The sequence below is a fragment of the Paraburkholderia sp. 2C genome, assembly GCF_054589215.1.
Map to the genome: position 1 here is coordinate 1 of NZ_BAAILL010000009.1, position 14389 is coordinate 14389.

Annotated in this window: 11 protein-coding genes; 4 read left to right on the plus strand and 7 right to left on the minus strand. The window is 59.1% G+C overall.

What is annotated here, in order from left to right:
- Positions 1-295 precede the first annotated feature (295 nt).
- Positions 296-1399, plus strand: a complete 1104-nt coding sequence (locus ACYPXD_RS00985) for an MraY family glycosyltransferase (RefSeq protein ID WP_459706437.1) — start codon at positions 296-298, stop codon at positions 1397-1399.
- A gap of 54 nt (positions 1400-1453) precedes the next feature.
- On the opposite strand, the gene ACYPXD_RS00990 is transcribed toward ACYPXD_RS00985, so the two are convergent.
- Genes ACYPXD_RS00990 through ACYPXD_RS01020 form a run of 7 tightly spaced genes read right to left on the minus strand, consistent with a single transcriptional unit; the run spans position 1454 to position 9652 of the window.
- Complete coding sequence (locus ACYPXD_RS00990; protein WP_459706439.1) at positions 1454-3340, minus strand: polysaccharide biosynthesis protein; 1887 nt, start codon at positions 3338-3340, stop codon at positions 1454-1456.
- Positions 3337-4380 (minus strand): MraY family glycosyltransferase, encoded by a 1044-nt coding sequence (locus ACYPXD_RS00995; RefSeq protein WP_459706441.1) that lies wholly within the window; start codon positions 4378-4380, stop codon positions 3337-3339. The genes ACYPXD_RS00990 and ACYPXD_RS00995 overlap by 4 nt, the downstream gene beginning before the upstream one ends.
- Positions 4364-5341, minus strand: a complete 978-nt coding sequence (locus ACYPXD_RS01000) for a UDP-glucose 4-epimerase family protein (protein WP_459706444.1) — start codon at positions 5339-5341, stop codon at positions 4364-4366. Before ACYPXD_RS01000 ends, ACYPXD_RS00995 begins: the two co-directional genes overlap by 17 nt.
- A gap of 38 nt (positions 5342-5379) precedes the next feature.
- Positions 5380-6309 carry a GDP-L-fucose synthase gene (gene fcl / locus ACYPXD_RS01005; RefSeq protein ID WP_459706446.1) on the minus strand — a complete coding sequence of 310 codons (930 nt, stop codon included), beginning with the start codon at positions 6307-6309 and terminating at the stop codon, positions 5380-5382.
- Between the two features lie 8 nt (positions 6310-6317).
- Positions 6318-7433: a GDP-mannose 4,6-dehydratase gene (gene gmd / locus ACYPXD_RS01010; RefSeq protein WP_459706448.1), complete on the minus strand. Its 1116-nt coding sequence runs from the start codon at positions 7431-7433 to the stop codon at positions 6318-6320.
- Positions 7434-7475: 42 nt separating this feature from the next.
- The gene (locus tag ACYPXD_RS01015) at positions 7476-8498 is read right to left on the minus strand and encodes a GDP-mannose 4,6-dehydratase (protein WP_459706451.1); all 1023 of its coding nucleotides are present in this window, start codon (positions 8496-8498) and stop codon (positions 7476-7478) included.
- Complete coding sequence (locus ACYPXD_RS01020) at positions 8495-9652, minus strand: glycosyltransferase family 4 protein (protein WP_459706453.1); 1158 nt, start codon at positions 9650-9652, stop codon at positions 8495-8497. The genes ACYPXD_RS01015 and ACYPXD_RS01020 overlap by 4 nt, the downstream gene beginning before the upstream one ends.
- An 838-nt stretch (positions 9653-10490) precedes the next feature.
- Here ACYPXD_RS01020 and ACYPXD_RS01025 point away from each other — a divergent pair.
- The 3 genes from ACYPXD_RS01025 to ACYPXD_RS01035 all read left to right on the plus strand — a co-directional run bounded on the left by ACYPXD_RS01025 (position 10491) and on the right by ACYPXD_RS01035 (position 14285).
- A complete protein-coding gene (locus tag ACYPXD_RS01025; RefSeq protein WP_459706455.1) occupies positions 10491-11906 on the plus strand; it encodes a mannose-1-phosphate guanylyltransferase/mannose-6-phosphate isomerase in 1416 nt (471 codons plus the stop codon).
- Positions 11907-12010: 104 nt separating this feature from the next.
- Positions 12011-12802: an ABC transporter permease gene (locus ACYPXD_RS01030; protein WP_459706457.1), complete on the plus strand. Its 792-nt coding sequence runs from the start codon at positions 12011-12013 to the stop codon at positions 12800-12802.
- On the plus strand, positions 12792-14285 hold the full coding sequence (locus tag ACYPXD_RS01035) for an ABC transporter ATP-binding protein (RefSeq protein WP_459706460.1): 1494 nt from the start codon (positions 12792-12794) through the stop codon (positions 14283-14285). The genes ACYPXD_RS01030 and ACYPXD_RS01035 overlap by 11 nt, the downstream gene beginning before the upstream one ends.
- The last annotated feature ends 104 nt before the right edge of the window (positions 14286-14389 follow it).

Here is a 14389-nt window from a genome sequence, read left to right on the forward strand (position 1 = left end):
CTTTGGCACTCTGATGCCGTCGGGTATAGCGAGGGCTCCGCCGTTCTTGCTGCCTACCTAGCCCGACGTGGGAGGGAGGCGTCCATACCATCTCCGGAACATGATCGCGGCTGTGTGCTGAATTCTCCGCACTCGTCATAACGGCAGCAGGGCCCTGCCGGCGGATAGGGACAATCCATGAGACGAAGATAAGGACGCCGGGGATGCGCGATGCCGGATGCGTCATGGATCATTTGTATAATCGTGCGTTTTGTGTCCGGGCCGCCCTTGCCGGCCCACTGTCCGGCCTCCTCTCATGCTCAGCTTCGCGCTCGGTTTCATCGTTTCCCTGCTGATTACGCTGCTGATCGTCCGCTATGCGCATCTGCATGAACGGTTCTCGCTCGACAACGATTTGTCGGGCGCCCAGAAATTCCATGTGAATCCGGTGCCACGGGTCGGCGGGATTGGCATACTGCTGGGTCTCGTTGCGTCGGCCGCGCAGTTGCAACATGCGTATCCGGCGGTGTCCAACGGCATTCTGTTTCTCGTGGCGTGCGGATTGCCCGCGTTCGGCGCCGGACTGATCGAAGACCTGACCAAGCGTGTCTCGCCGTTGGCGCGCCTGATCTGTACGATGGCGGCCGCGGCGCTCGCCTACTTTCTGCTCCACATCGCGGTCACGCGCATCAGCGTGCCGCCGCTCGATTTTCTGCTGACTTACGCGGCTATCTCATGCGGCGTCACGGTGCTCGCGGTCGCGGCGCTCGCGAATGCGATCAATATCATCGACGGCTTCAACGGGCTCGCCTCGATGGTCGCGTTCATGATGTTCGCGTCGCTTGGGTATGTGGCGTTCCAGGTGCATGACCCGGTCGTGCTCTCGGCGTCGCTGATCATGATGGGCGCGGTAATGGGCTTCTTTATCTGGAACTTCCCGGCGGGGCTGATTTTTCTTGGCGACGGCGGCGCGTACTTCGTCGGCTTCATGCTCGGCGAGCTGTCGATCATGCTCGTGATGCGCAATCGCGATGTGTCCGCGTGGTATCCGGTGCTGCTGTTCATGTACCCCATCTTCGAGACGTGCTTCTCGATCTATCGGAAGAAGTTTATTCGCGGGATGTCGCCCGGCATTCCGGACGGCGTGCACCTGCATATGCTCGTTTATAAGCGCTTGATGCGTTGGGCGGTGGGCGTGAAGACGGCGCGGGAGCTGACGCAGCGCAATTCGCTGACGTCGCCGTACCTATGGCTGCTGTGTCTGATTGCGGTGATTCCGGCCACCCTGTTCTGGCGGCATACGGTGCACCTGTTCTGCTTTGTCGTGGTGTTTGCGGCGACTTATGTGTGGCTTTATGTGAGTATTGTGCGGTTCAAGTCGCCGCGGTGGTTGGTGGTGCGCAAGGGCCACAAAAGTTAGCGATGGGCGCGCGCGCCGGCACTCGCGGCCAGCCGCGCGTCGCGCGGAATCAACCTAGTACAACGCCGCTTTCGGCCCTTGCGGCGTAGCAGATTGCACAACCGGCACGGTAGCGGGCTGATACTCCGGCACCCACCGGCGCAAATCGCGGCGTACCTCGTCGTCGGTCGGCACGCGGCGCTGCTGGAGCCACGGCAAAAGCTCGTCGACGAGGTCGATCGACACGTCTCTCGCACGCGCGATCCGCAGTTTCGGGTGTGGGGTTCGAACCGTCGTCTCTTCGTCGGCGAGGAGCTCCTCGTAAAGCTTTTCGCCCGGCCGCAGTCCCGTGTACACGATCCTGATCTGCTCTTCCGAGAATCCGTAGAGACCAATCAGGTCGCGAGCCAGATCCGCAATCCGCACTGGCTTGCCCATATCGAGGATAAAAATCTCGCCGCCACGTCCCATGCTCGACGCCTGCAGAACGAGCTGCGACGCCTCGGGAATGGTCATGAAGAAGCGCGTGATTTCCGGATGCGTGACGGTCAGTGGTCCGCCGCGCGCAATCTGATCCTGAAACTTCGGAATCACGCTGCCGGCGCTGCCAAGTACATTCCCGAAGCGCACCGTCTCGAAGCGCGTACGGCGGCTGCCCTGCTGCAACGCTGAGCAAACCATTTCCGCAAGGCGTTTGGTCGCGCCCATCACGTTGGTCGGGTTCACCGCCTTGTCGGTCGAGATCAGTACGAAGTGAGCAACGTCGCGGCGCATCGCCGCACGTGCCACACGATACGTGCCCAGAACATTGTTGCGTACGGCCTGCCACGAGTTGATCTCTTCCATCAACGGCACATGCTTGTAGGCCGCCGCATGGAAAACGATGTGCGGCGTATATCGCGCCATCACCTGGTCGAGCAGCAACGCGTCTTTCACATCGCCGATTACCGGAATGACGGCCGTTTCAGGAAACTTGTCGCGCAGTTCCTCGTTGAGCTGATAGACCGCAAACTCGGAAACGTCATAAGCAATGAGCTGTGCGGGACGGAAGCGCAGCATCTGCCGGCACAACTCCGATCCGATCGAGCCACCCGCGCCCGTCACCATCACTACGCGACTTTTCAGCAGTTCTTCGACGTGCGCCGTATCGATCATCACAGACTCGCGCCCGAGCAGGTCTTCCAGATCGATCTGGCGGACACGCGACAGGAACGGCTGCCCTTGCGTCAGCGGAGTCAGGGCGGGCAATACCAACGCCCGCACGCCCGCGCGCACGCACAGCGACGCAATACGGCGGTGCGCTTCAACCGGCGCCGATGGAACGGCGATGATCACATGCTCGACCTTCAATCCGGAGGCGACCTTCTGCAAATCGCCGATCGAACCGAGCACGCGGCAGCCATAAAGTTCGCGGCCCTGTTTGGTCGGGTCGTCGTCGAGAATACCGACCAGACGCCACTCGCCCGAGCGCTTCAGTTCGCGGATGAGACTCGCCGCCGCGCTTCCCGCGCCTATGACCAGCACCGGCCGCCCCTGCCCGACGAGGCCACCGTAGCGGTAAAACTCTTTGGCAGCGCGATACAGCGCGCGCGAGCCGCCCATGATCAGAAACAGGAACAGCGGCGAAATAAGCAGCACCGACCGCGGAATGACTGGGTAAGGCTGCAGTAGAACCGAGCCGATCATGACCACCAGCGCACCGACTGCCACCGCCTTCGCGATGCGCATCAGGTCCGGCAGACTGGCAAACACCCACATGCCGCGATACAGACCGTAACTGCGGAACAGCACGGCATAGACCACCAGAACCCACATCAGGGCTTCGAGCCCGCCGTGAGCAAACTGCTCGGGAACAGGGCCATTGAAGCGAATGATGTACGCGAGCGTCCAGGCGAGGACGACCGCCAACAAGTCGAACACAAAAGCGCTGATAGACAGCCAACGGGCTTTCACTTTGATCATTTGCGTAAGACCTCAGGTTGCCCCACGTTCGACATATGCTGGTGCCAGCGCCGATCGACCCACGCGCCGGCCACAACCAGAACGACAGCCCAACACCCAATGACGAACCACTGATACGAGGCGGGCAACTGCAGCGCGATCAAAGCGAGGACTATGCCAACCGCCATCAGCGCGTACCAGAGCCCTGCCGTCAACGCATGACCCAAGCCGGATTGAACCATTCTCTGATAGTAATGTTCTCGATGTGCCTGCCAGAATTTCTCTCCCCGTGACAAGCGTTTGAGCAGCGTAATCGACGCATCGCAAATGAATGGCGCGAAGACCATGGCCGGCAACCATGCCGGCCAGACTGCATTTCGCCATCCCCAGTAGCCCAGCGCACCTGCGAGAAACCCTAAGGGGATGGACCCCACGTCGCCCAGAAATATTCTGGCTGGATAAAAATTGAAGATCAGGAAACCTGCGGCAGCACCGGCCACCGCTGCCGCGGCGAGTGCCAGCACCGGATCGGGATGTTGCGCGAGCAACGCAGCAAGCGCGTAGCCGCCGAAGCCGAACATGCCCATGCCTCCCGCGAGTCCGTCACTACCGTCCATAAAATTGTAAAGATTCACCAGCCATACGAGCAGAAAACCCACGCCAAGCAGGACCCACACAGGCGCGTCCGCGGGGTACGAAACGATCAGAATCGCCACTGCGGCCACATGCCCGCCAAAGCGAATTCGCGCAGGCAGACCGCGGCGATCGTCTATCTGCGACATCACAGCGAGCAGCACCGCGAGGCAAGCCGTGAGCCAAAGTGCGGGCGCCACGACTCCAATCAGGATCACTGAGACCGGCACGACGCCCCACCCTCCGATGCGCGGCGTCGGACGTGTATGCAACGAACGCGCGTTAGGGATGTCCATGGCGAGGCGCCATGCGAGGCCCGTGACGAGCAGCGTCTTGAGGATCGCTGCGCAAGCGAAGAGCGCGACGATCGCGCACACCATCACCGTCACAGGCAGCCCCATGGGCAGCCCATCAAGCAGCGCACGCATGACCGTTCTCCGTGCGATACCATGCGGCCGTTTCTGTAAGCCCCTGCTCCAATGTAAAGGGCGGCTTCCATCCAAGGACCTCCTGGATGTGGCGAGTATCGAGCCGCAACTCGCCGATCAAACGATCCACCTGCGCGGACTTCCCGGTCAGGCGTCCCGCCACCCGCAACCATGAGGGCGGAACCGGAAGCAGCCGGGCATGCGCGTTCATCGGCTTCGCGAGCAGCCGCGCCAGTTCCGCCACGGTCGGATCGTAGCCATCGGTCACGTGGAAGGTCTGGCCAGCCGCGCGAGGATCGACGGCGCATTGGATCAACGCATGCACGAGATTACCGATGTAGACCATACTGCGTCGCGCGCGCACCGCACCCAAAGGCAAAGGTATGCCGCCAGCGATCGCTCGCATCAGGCTGAAGAAATTCGCACGCACGCCCGCCCCGTAGATCAGCGGCGGGCGCACGACCACCACCTCGAGGCCGCTCTCGCGACCAAAGTTCAGCAGCGCACGCTCGGCTTCGAGCTTGGAGACGCCATACGGGTCCTGCGGCGCCGGTGTATCGGACTCGCGCAGCGGTGCTCCGGTACTGGCTTCCGCAATCGCCTTGACGCTACTGATATAGACGAAGCGTCGAGCGCCGGCCGCTCTGGCCGCCTTCGCCAACCGAAGCGACCCGTTCACGTTCGTCGCGCGGTACGCCGCCAGCGGATCAGCCGACGTGTCGTGCATCACATGCACGCGAGCCGCGAGGTGAATCACGACATCGCATCGGATATCGCCGCGCCACAGTTGCTCGATATTTGCGAAGTCGTCCGCTTGCAGCAGCCATTCGCGCACGCCGGCTCCCACCGTTCCCGCGCGTCGCACGAGGCCCGTGACATCACGCCCGTCTTTTAGAAGGGCGCTTGAAAGCGCCTTGCCGACGAAGCCGTTTGCACCGGAAACAAGAACTGACAAAGTCATCGACGTCGCCCGGGGCGGACCATGTCCGCCAGTACGTGTTACGCCGCTGACTTGAGGAAGTCGGCATAGGCCAGTGCGATGCCGTCACGCAGCGACGTTTTCGCCTCCCACCCGAGGTCTTTCATCCGGCCCACGTTCAGCAGCTTGCGCGGCGTGCCATCGGGTTTGCTCGAGTCGAATACGATTTCGCCATTAAAGCCAACCACGCTCATGATGGTTTTCGCGAGTTCGCGAATCGTGACGTCCGCGCCCGTGCCGATGTTGAACAGACCTTCACCGATGTCTTTTTCCATCAGGAACACGCAGGCCTCGGCGAGATCGTCGACATACAGGAACTCACGCATCGGCTTGCCGGAGCCCCATACGGTCAGGTCTCTGGCACCGCCAACTTTCGCCTCATGCGCTTTGCGGATCAGCGCCGGCAGCACGTGACTATTCTTCAGGTCGTAGTTGTCGTTGGGGCCGTAGAGATTCGTGGGCATGACGGAAACATAGCGCCGGCCGTACTGGCGGTTGTAGCTCTCGCACATCTTCACGCCCGCGATTTTTGCAATCGCATAGGGCTCGTTGGTCGGCTCGAGCGGGCCGGTCAGCAGATACTCTTCCTTGATGGGCTGCGGGCAGTCGCGAGGATAAATGCAGCTCGAACCGAGAAAGCACAAGCGATCGACACCGGCCTTATGCGCGCTGTTAATGACGTTCGTTTCGACAGCCAGATTCTCGAAGATGAAGTCCGCGCCATACGCATTGTTGGCGTAGATGCCGCCCACCTTCGCCGCGGCAACAAAGACGTATTCGGGACGCTCGGCCTCGAAAAAGCCGCGTACCGCTGCCTGGTCCAGAAGGTCGAGCTCGTCGCGGGTCCGGGTTACGAGGTTTGTGTAGCCCTTCTTCTGCAGCAGGCGATGTAACGCCGAACCAACCATCCCCCGATGCCCGGCGACGTATATTTTTGCGTTCTTGTTCAAGCTGAGCCTCACTCGCGCCCGACCGAAACGTTAAAGCCTTTGCTTTTGAGCAGCGCATGCTGGCGAGCCTTGTCGAGGTCGCTTGCCACCATCTCTTCGACCATTTCGTCCAGCGTGATTTTCGGCACCCAGCCGAGGCGCTCTTTCGCCTTGCCCGGATCGCCGAGCAACGTCTCCACTTCCGACGGACGGAAGTAACGCGGGTCGATCTTCACGATCACGTCGCCAACCTTCACGCCCGGAGCGTCGTCGCCCTCGACTGCCGCCACGCGTCCTTGCTCGTCCACGCCCGAACCTTCCCACGCGAGCGTCACACCAAGGCGTTTGGCGGCCTTCTCGATGAACGCGCGCACGCTGTATTGCACGCCCGTTGCAATGACGAAGTCTTCCGCTTGATCCTGCTGCAGCATCAGCCACTGCATTTCGACGTAATCTTTTGCATGACCCCAGTCACGCAAGGCGCTCAGATTACCCATGAAAATGCACTGCTCGAGGCCCTGCGCGATATTCGCCAAGCCACGCGTAATCTTTCGCGTGACAAAGGTTTCCCCGCGCCGTGCCGATTCGTGGTTAAACAGAATACCGTTACACGCATACAGCCCGTATGCCTCGCGATAGTTCACCGTGATCCAGTACGCATAGAGTTTTGCAACGGCATAAGGCGATCGCGGATAAAAAGGCGTGGTTTCCTTTTGCGGAATTTCCTGAACCAGCCCATAAAGTTCCGACGTGCTCGCCTGGTAAAAGCGCGTTTTCTTTTCCAGACCGAGGAAACGAATGCCCTCCAGAAGTCTGAGTGCGCCGATCGCGTCGACATCGGCCGTATATTCAGGCGACTCGAAGCTGACGGCGACGTGCGATTGCGCGCCGAGGTTGTACACCTCATCGGGCTGCACTTCCTGCAGGATACGAATCAGGTTCGACGTATCGGTCAAGTCACCGTAGTGCAACTTTAGACGTGCATGCTGTGCATGCGGGTCTTCATAAATGTGATCGATGCGTTCGGTATTGAACAGCGATGCACGGCGTTTGATGCCGTGCACTTCATAACCTTTAGACAACAGAAACTCGGCCAGATACGAACCGTCCTGGCCGGTGATACCGGTAATTAGAGCCTTTTTCATCGTCACTTAATCCGCGTAGCAAACCCGTCAAGATAGATATTTTTACTCGCCACGTCCAGTCCTGCGACTGAGCCTTTCCAGTTGCGCATCAACCATTTTTCCGACCATCTCTTCGAAGCTGATAGCCGGCTCCCAGTTGAGTACCTTGCGAGCTTTCGATGGATCTGCCAATGTCTGCCCCGTTTCCAGCGGCCGCACCAAGGCGGGGTCGCTGATGACGTGGTCTTTCCAGTCTAGTCCCACGCGCCCGTATGCCACATGGCACAGGTCGCGCAGCGTGTGCAGTTGCCCCGTTCCCACGACGAAATCATCAGGCTTTTCCTGCTGCAACATGACCCACATTGCCCTGACAAAATCGATTGCGTGCCCCCAGTCACGCGCGACGTCGAGATTGCCGAGCGCCAGCTTGCCGTTCGCGACGATCGGCTGACCGCGCTCGTTCCGGTCGAGGGAATTGGTGATGCCCAACGACGCACAAGCTGCGCCATAGGCTATCTTTTGCGTCACGAAGTGTAAAGGCCGGCGCTCGCTCTCGTGGTTGAACAATATGCCGCTTGAAATGAACATGCCGTAGCTGTCGCGGCAAATGCGTGCCATCTGATGCGCGTACACTTTCGCGGCCGCATAGGGATTCAGCGGTTGAAACGGCGTGTTTTCGTTTTGCGGGATCACCGTCGCATGCCCGAACATTTCCGACGAGGACGCGTGATAGATTCGCGTGATGGGCAGGCCGTGCCGCACCGCTTCGAATAGGCGGATTGCGCCGAGTCCGTTGATCACGAGTGTCTCGGCGGAACGCGACCAGGACTCACCCGGGCGCGACTGCGATGCGAGGTTGTAGATTTCGTCAGGCTTCGCTTCCTGCAAAGCATTGGCGATGTCGATGCCTTCTGACATGTCGCCGAACAGCACGGTGATCCGGTCGGCGAGGTGGCTCGAGTTATTGGGCTTGATCCAGCTTTCGCGCCGGGTAAACCCATAAACCTTGTAGCCGCGGTCGAGCAAAAATTCAGCGAGGAAGGACCCATCCTGGCCAGTGATGCCAGTAATCAATGCAATCTTCATCTCATCACGCTCCGCTTAGGCGAGGCCAGCGCCTCTTCATAGATACCAAGCAGATCTTCCGCACTGCGCCGCCATTCAAAACGTCCAGATTGCTTCAGACTTGCCGCGCTACGCTCATTCCGCTCGTTCTGATCCTGAGAGAGACGCAACATCGCATGCGCCCATGCCTCGGGGTCTTTTGGATCGAGAAGAATGGCGGCGTCTCCTGCCACCTCGGGAATTGAACTCGTAGTAGATGTGATCGTCGGCGCTCCCATTTGCATTCCTTCGAGCACCGGCAGACCAAACCCTTCAAACAGCGAAGGGTAAAGACTTGCATAACAGTTGCGATACAGCCAGACGAGCTCTTCGTCCGACACATAGCCGGTCATGATGACGTTCTGTTCGACACCAAGCTCGGCCAGGTACTTCGTGAAGTCCTCCATCAGCCAGCCTTTGCCACCGGCGAGCACGAGGGGCATCGGCGCCCCACCAAGCGCCAGGTAGCGCGCATAGGCCGCGGCAAGGCGCCGTTGGTTCTTGCGCGGCTCGATCGTCCCGACGTTGAGCCAGAAACCGCCTTCGGCTATACCTTCAAGCGCCTTCGGACGCTTTCCGGGATCAGACGGATCGGTGAAGCGCGAGCACGGGTAGACCACGCGCATGCGCTCTTCGGGAAAATGAGGAAACACGCTCAGATAGTGATCGCGCGATGCCTTCGAAATCGCGATGATCCAGTCCGCCGCAACGGCCGATCGAAACACCCCTTCGAAACAGCCGAGCCTGTTTGCCTCGGTTGTCCATGTCGGGTCGATCGTGAAGCCCATATCGTAGAACGTATAGACCAGACGGGTCGTAGAGAACTGCACCGGCGACCAGAAGTTGTTCGAATGGACGATGTCCGGCGAACCGAGCGAGGCTTCGGTGTCGTTCTTTGTCCAGAATGCGCGTGCGGTTTCGCGCGTTAAGTGACGTGGGCCATATTCGACGTGATCGCCAGAATATGGATTGAGCACGGGCATGCGCGCGTCGAAATAGAAATCGCCAAAGCTTGGGTAGAGAAAATATGAGTGTTGTGGAGCGATACCTATCATCGCAGTCGCTATGGCATGCGCGAAATAACCGCATCCCGCTTTGCCGGAGCCTGTCTGAGAAATATCGAAGCCTATACGCATAAATTACTTCCAAGGCTGAAGGGATAAGTAACAAGAACCGACCTATTACCGTTGGGCATATTTGCCTCTTTGGATCGTTGGTCGATAGGCCCCGTGCGCGCGCGCCACATTTAGAGGTCCGCCCGGAGGCGGCGACGCGCGTACAACGACGAGCCCAAGGGTATTCGAATGAGATAGCGAAGTCCTTCACTTACATCGAGGTGAAGTCGACGCAGCAAGATGGTGACATGTAGCGGGCCAGAAAAATGTTGTTATTTGTAAAATCGGAAAGGTATTACCAGCGGTCGATTGCTGGTCGGGCACGACCGTCTGCGCGGTAATCGCGACCAAGGCCGTATCTTACCGTACGCGTCCGGACGTGAAGCGGTTCCTTCACCGTTTTTCGCCTTCGATGCGAAGTCGTTGTCAAGTGTCATAAATCCAACACATCATCGCGCTAGGGCGAGGCGGCCCGGCCAAATTGCTCTGTATCCGCCGCGTTTGGTATACTTACGCACCCTCTCAACAAGGGCGGCTCTTGGCAGTGAGTCATCGAACGAAGCACCTTCCCCGCTCGCGCTACCACTGCACGCCCTTAAGTCTATCGTCGGACACTCGCTCCACATTGCGAGCACACGGCAGGGTAGTCTGGCTGGACTGCATCAGAGCATGGCTGCTATATTCGGGCGGCCAGGAAAAGCTAGAAAAGGCTCGATAATCAGTCTGACCTCGGCGAAAGCGTTAGCTGCTCGAAAAACGGCGGCGCTTACGTCTGACCAGTTGCAGTTAGCACCCGGCCGGTGATAACCGCAGGCTACGAAGCTCGGTATCGAGGCTTAAAAAGACACTAGGGAAGGTTATGCAGTTGATTACGACTATCCTTTGCGGCGGTGCCGGCTCCAGACTCTGGCCTGTTTCCCGCGAACTTCACCCCAAGCCTTTTATTCGTCTTGAGGACGGGCAAAGTCTGTTGCAGAAGGCATTCCTGCGCGGCGCCCAATTGCCCGGCGTGGCCGAGATTCTGACGGTCACGAATCGCGAGTTGCTCTTCAAAACGCAGGACGAATTCCGGGAAGTCAATACTGCAGATTTGCCTACTTCATTCGTACTTGAGCCCTGTGGGCGTAATACTGCTGCGGCCATCGCGATCGCCGTGCTGCAGGTGATAAAGCGGTATGGCCCGGATGCGCTGATGCTCGTCCTCGCCGCCGACCACCTGATCACCGATCAAGCCGCATTCGAAACGGCCGTCGCGAAGGCGAGCGAGCTGGCCGCCGCCGGCAAACTGGTCACCTTTGGGATCGAACCCAATGCGCCGGAAACCGGTTACGGCTACATCGAAGCAAAGGGCAATGAAGTGCTGCGCTTCGTTGAGAAGCCATCGCTCGAAAAAGCGCAGGAATATCTCGCGTCGGGCAGGTTCCTGTGGAACTCGGGCATCTTCTGCTTCACTGCGGGAACGATGCTGAAACAGCTGGAACTGCACTGCCCCGACGTGTTCGCCGCAACCGCCGCATGCGCGGAGCTGTCGCGCGAAGCACAGGGCAATGGCTTCACGCAGCTCGAGCTTGACAACAAGTCCTTCCAGACCGTACCCGACGTATCCATCGACTATGCGGTGATGGAGAAGTCCGACCGTATCGCCGTTGTCCCTTGCAGCATCGGCTGGACTGACATCGGCTCGTGGACGGCACTAGGCAATCTCGTGCAGGCAGATGAAAGCGGCAACCGCATTCTCGGCGACGCACTCGCCTACAACACACACAATTGCATCATACAAAGTACGGACCGCCTCGTAGGCGCAGTGGGCGTGGACGACCTGATCGTGGTCGACACACCCGATGCCGTACTGATCGCAAAAAAATCGAGCGCGCAGGACGTGAAGCATATTTACGCACAGCTCAAGGCAACCGGTCACGAGGCACATAAGATCCATCGAACCGTGCACCGTCCTTGGGGCACGTACACGGTTCTCGAGGAAGGCAACGGCTTCAAGATCAAGCGTATCGAAGTGAAGCCCGGCGCCAGCCTCAGCCTTCAGATGCATCATCATCGCAGCGAGCATTGGATTGTCGTGCGAGGCATGGCGAAGGTCGTCAACGGCGATGCCGAGCTCTTCGTCAACACGAACGAATCGACTTACATTCCAGCCGGTCATAAGCACCGCCTGGAAAATCCGGGCATCTTGAGTCTCGTGATGATCGAAGTCCAAAGCGGGGCCTATCTGGGCGAAGACGACATCGTCCGCTTTGACGACATCTACGGCCGCGCCTGACGCGGTTCGCGGGCGTGTTCGCCAGCGCGAACGCCATTTTGTGTAACTCATCAGGACAGGCAATCTGGTCGATGTCTACTTACCATCCAGCGACGCCGGCCGCTATGCTCAGAGGCTTGGTCCGGCATCGTGAGCTTCTTCGCGAGCTGGTCAAGCGCGACTTCATCGGGCGCTACAAGGGCTCGATGCTCGGTGTTGTCTGGTCGCTGTTCAACCCGCTGCTGATGCTGGCCATCTACACATTCGTCTTTAGCGTCGCGTTCAAGGCACGCTGGGGCGGACATAGCGACGAGAGCAAGATTGCGTTCGCGATCGTGCTGTTCTCGGGCATCATCGTGCACAGCTTCTTCGCGGAGTGTCTCAATCGGGCGCCGGCTCTCATCACGAGCCACGCGAACTACGTGAAGAAGGTGGTCTTTCCATTGGAAATTCTTCCGTGGATGGCGCTGCTCTCCGCTTTGCTGCATTTTCTGGTTAGCTTCTGCGTGTTGCTGGCGTTCTGTCTCGTGTCCCACGTCAACATCCACGCGGGCATCTTGCTGGTGCCGCTCGCCCTTCTGCCGCTCATTCTTATCGTGATGGGCATGTCGTGGATTCTCGCCTCGCTCGGGGTCTATTTGCGCGACCTGTCGCAAGTCATCGGCATGGTGGCGACGATCTCGATGTTTCTCGCGCCTGTCTTCTATCCGATCGAATCGTTGCCGCCTGTGTACCGCGCCATTCTCGTGTGGAATCCGATCACGTTGCCCGTACTTCAATTGCGTGACCTGATGCTGTTTGGCAAGCCATTTCAGTGGCAACCGTGGGGCCTTAGCCTGATTGCGGGAGGACTGATCTTCCAGACAGGTTACTGGTGGTTCCAGAAGTCCCGTCGAGGTTTCGCCGATGTCGTCTGAGGAAAATGTCATCGAAGTTCGTAACCTCAGCAAGCGTTACGAAATCTATAAAACTCCACGGGACCGGCTCAAGCAGCTTGTGCTGCCGCGCGTGCATCGCACGGCAAATCGGATCGGCAGCGCGCTGCATGTCGCGAAGCAGAAGCCGGCGCCGCACTACTTTCGTGAGTTCTGGGCGCTGCGCGATGTGTCGTTTCAGGTTCGGCGAGGCGAAACCATTGGTGTGATCGGTCGCAACGGAAGCGGCAAAAGCACGCTACTGCAAATTCTCGCTGGCACGCTCGCGCCGACCAATGGAGAGGTGAGCGTGAATGGCCGGGTGGCCGCTCTACTCGAACTTGGCAGCGGCTTTAATCCGGAGTTCAGTGGGCGCGACAACGTCTATCTGAACGGGCGGATTCTCGGCCTGTCGCAGCGCGAGATCGAAGCACGCTATGACCAGATTGTCGAATTCGCCGACATCGGTGATTTCATCGAACAGCCGGTTATGACGTATTCGAGCGGGATGTTCGTGCGTCTCGCGTTTGCCGTTCAGGCTCACATCGACGCGTCGATCATTATCATCGACGAAGCACTGGCGGTCGGCGACGTGTTCTTCCGGAAGAAGTGCTACACGCGCCTCGAGCAACTGCGCAGTTCGGGCGCGGCGATTCTGCTCGTGTCGCACTCGATGCCCGACATCGAGCAGTATTGTGAGCGTGCCGTGCTGCTGGATCATGGAACGTGTCGATTTATCGGGCCTTCCGGTGAGGCGGCCAAACATTACTACCTGTTGCATCAGGTGGATAGTCGCGCAGCGATTGGCGATGCGGCGCAAGCGCATGCCAAGGCGCTGCCGGATGGAAGAAAGACTTCTGCCGAACCTTCAAGCACGGCGGGACGTCCGCCATCAGAGGCGTTTATCGATCTGAGCAGTAAATCGCAGGTTACCAGCGGAGTCGCACGTTGCGTCGGCGTGGCGCTGTGCAACGAAGCGGGTGAGCCGACCAACACTTTCCGTCAGGGCGACGTCGCTGTCTTTTACTACGAGTTCGCCTTGACGGAGGACATCGGCGTTCCGATTTGCGGCCTTGTCATACAAAGCGAACGAGGAACGATCGTGCACGGCAAGAACAGTTGGCAAAGCGCGCGCGACGTCCCCGCAAGCCTCGGCCCTAACTCGCGAGTGCTGGTCAAGCAGGAAGTAAAGCTGGATATCGGCCCGGGCGAATATGTGTTTGAAGTTGGCCTCGCCTCAATTACTGATGAGGTTTGGGCTGCGCGCGATTCGATGTCGCACGATGAAATGTCCGCACACGAGTCGCGCAAGTGCCACGTCCCCAATGTCGGATCGTTTACCGTCGGGCTCGCGATGGAAAACGGCGTGGCGAAATTGACGCACCACGGCGTGGCGGACTTGCCTGGCGGCATGTCCATTTCGGTCGAAAGGAGCCCCACCGCGACGAACTCGACAGATGGCCTGGCTTCAAGTTTTAATGGTTAGCGGATAGCGGCCACCAGTCGCGGTCTTTCAAGCCGTGCAACAAAAAAACCGCCGTGTCGCTGAGAAAAGAGTTGCTTCATTATTATTTCCCGGCGGGCCGACAA

What these genes read in the sequence shown, in the direction of transcription:
- ACYPXD_RS00985 (WP_459706437.1), top strand. Translation starts at nt 296, where the DNA reads ATGCTCAGCTTCGCGCTCGGTTTCATCGTTTCCCTGCTGATTACGCTG.
- ACYPXD_RS00990 (WP_459706439.1), bottom strand. Translation starts at nt 3,340, where the DNA reads ATGATCAAAGTGAAAGCCCGTTGGCTGTCTATCAGCGCTTTTGTGTTC.
- ACYPXD_RS00995 (WP_459706441.1), bottom strand. Translation starts at nt 4,380, where the DNA reads ATGCGTGCGCTGCTTGATGGGCTGCCCATGGGGCTGCCTGTGACGGTG.
- ACYPXD_RS01000 (WP_459706444.1), bottom strand. Translation starts at nt 5,341, where the DNA reads ATGACTTTGTCAGTTCTTGTTTCCGGTGCAAACGGCTTCGTCGGCAAG.
- gmd (WP_459706448.1), bottom strand. Translation starts at nt 7,433, where the DNA reads ATGAAAAAGGCTCTAATTACCGGTATCACCGGCCAGGACGGTTCGTAT.
- ACYPXD_RS01015 (WP_459706451.1), bottom strand. Translation starts at nt 8,498, where the DNA reads ATGAAGATTGCATTGATTACTGGCATCACTGGCCAGGATGGGTCCTTC.
- ACYPXD_RS01020 (WP_459706453.1), bottom strand. Translation starts at nt 9,652, where the DNA reads ATGCGTATAGGCTTCGATATTTCTCAGACAGGCTCCGGCAAAGCGGGA.
- ACYPXD_RS01025 (WP_459706455.1), top strand. Translation starts at nt 10,491, where the DNA reads ATGCAGTTGATTACGACTATCCTTTGCGGCGGTGCCGGCTCCAGACTC.
- ACYPXD_RS01030 (WP_459706457.1), top strand. Translation starts at nt 12,011, where the DNA reads ATGCTCAGAGGCTTGGTCCGGCATCGTGAGCTTCTTCGCGAGCTGGTC.
- ACYPXD_RS01035 (WP_459706460.1), top strand. Translation starts at nt 12,792, where the DNA reads ATGTCGTCTGAGGAAAATGTCATCGAAGTTCGTAACCTCAGCAAGCGT.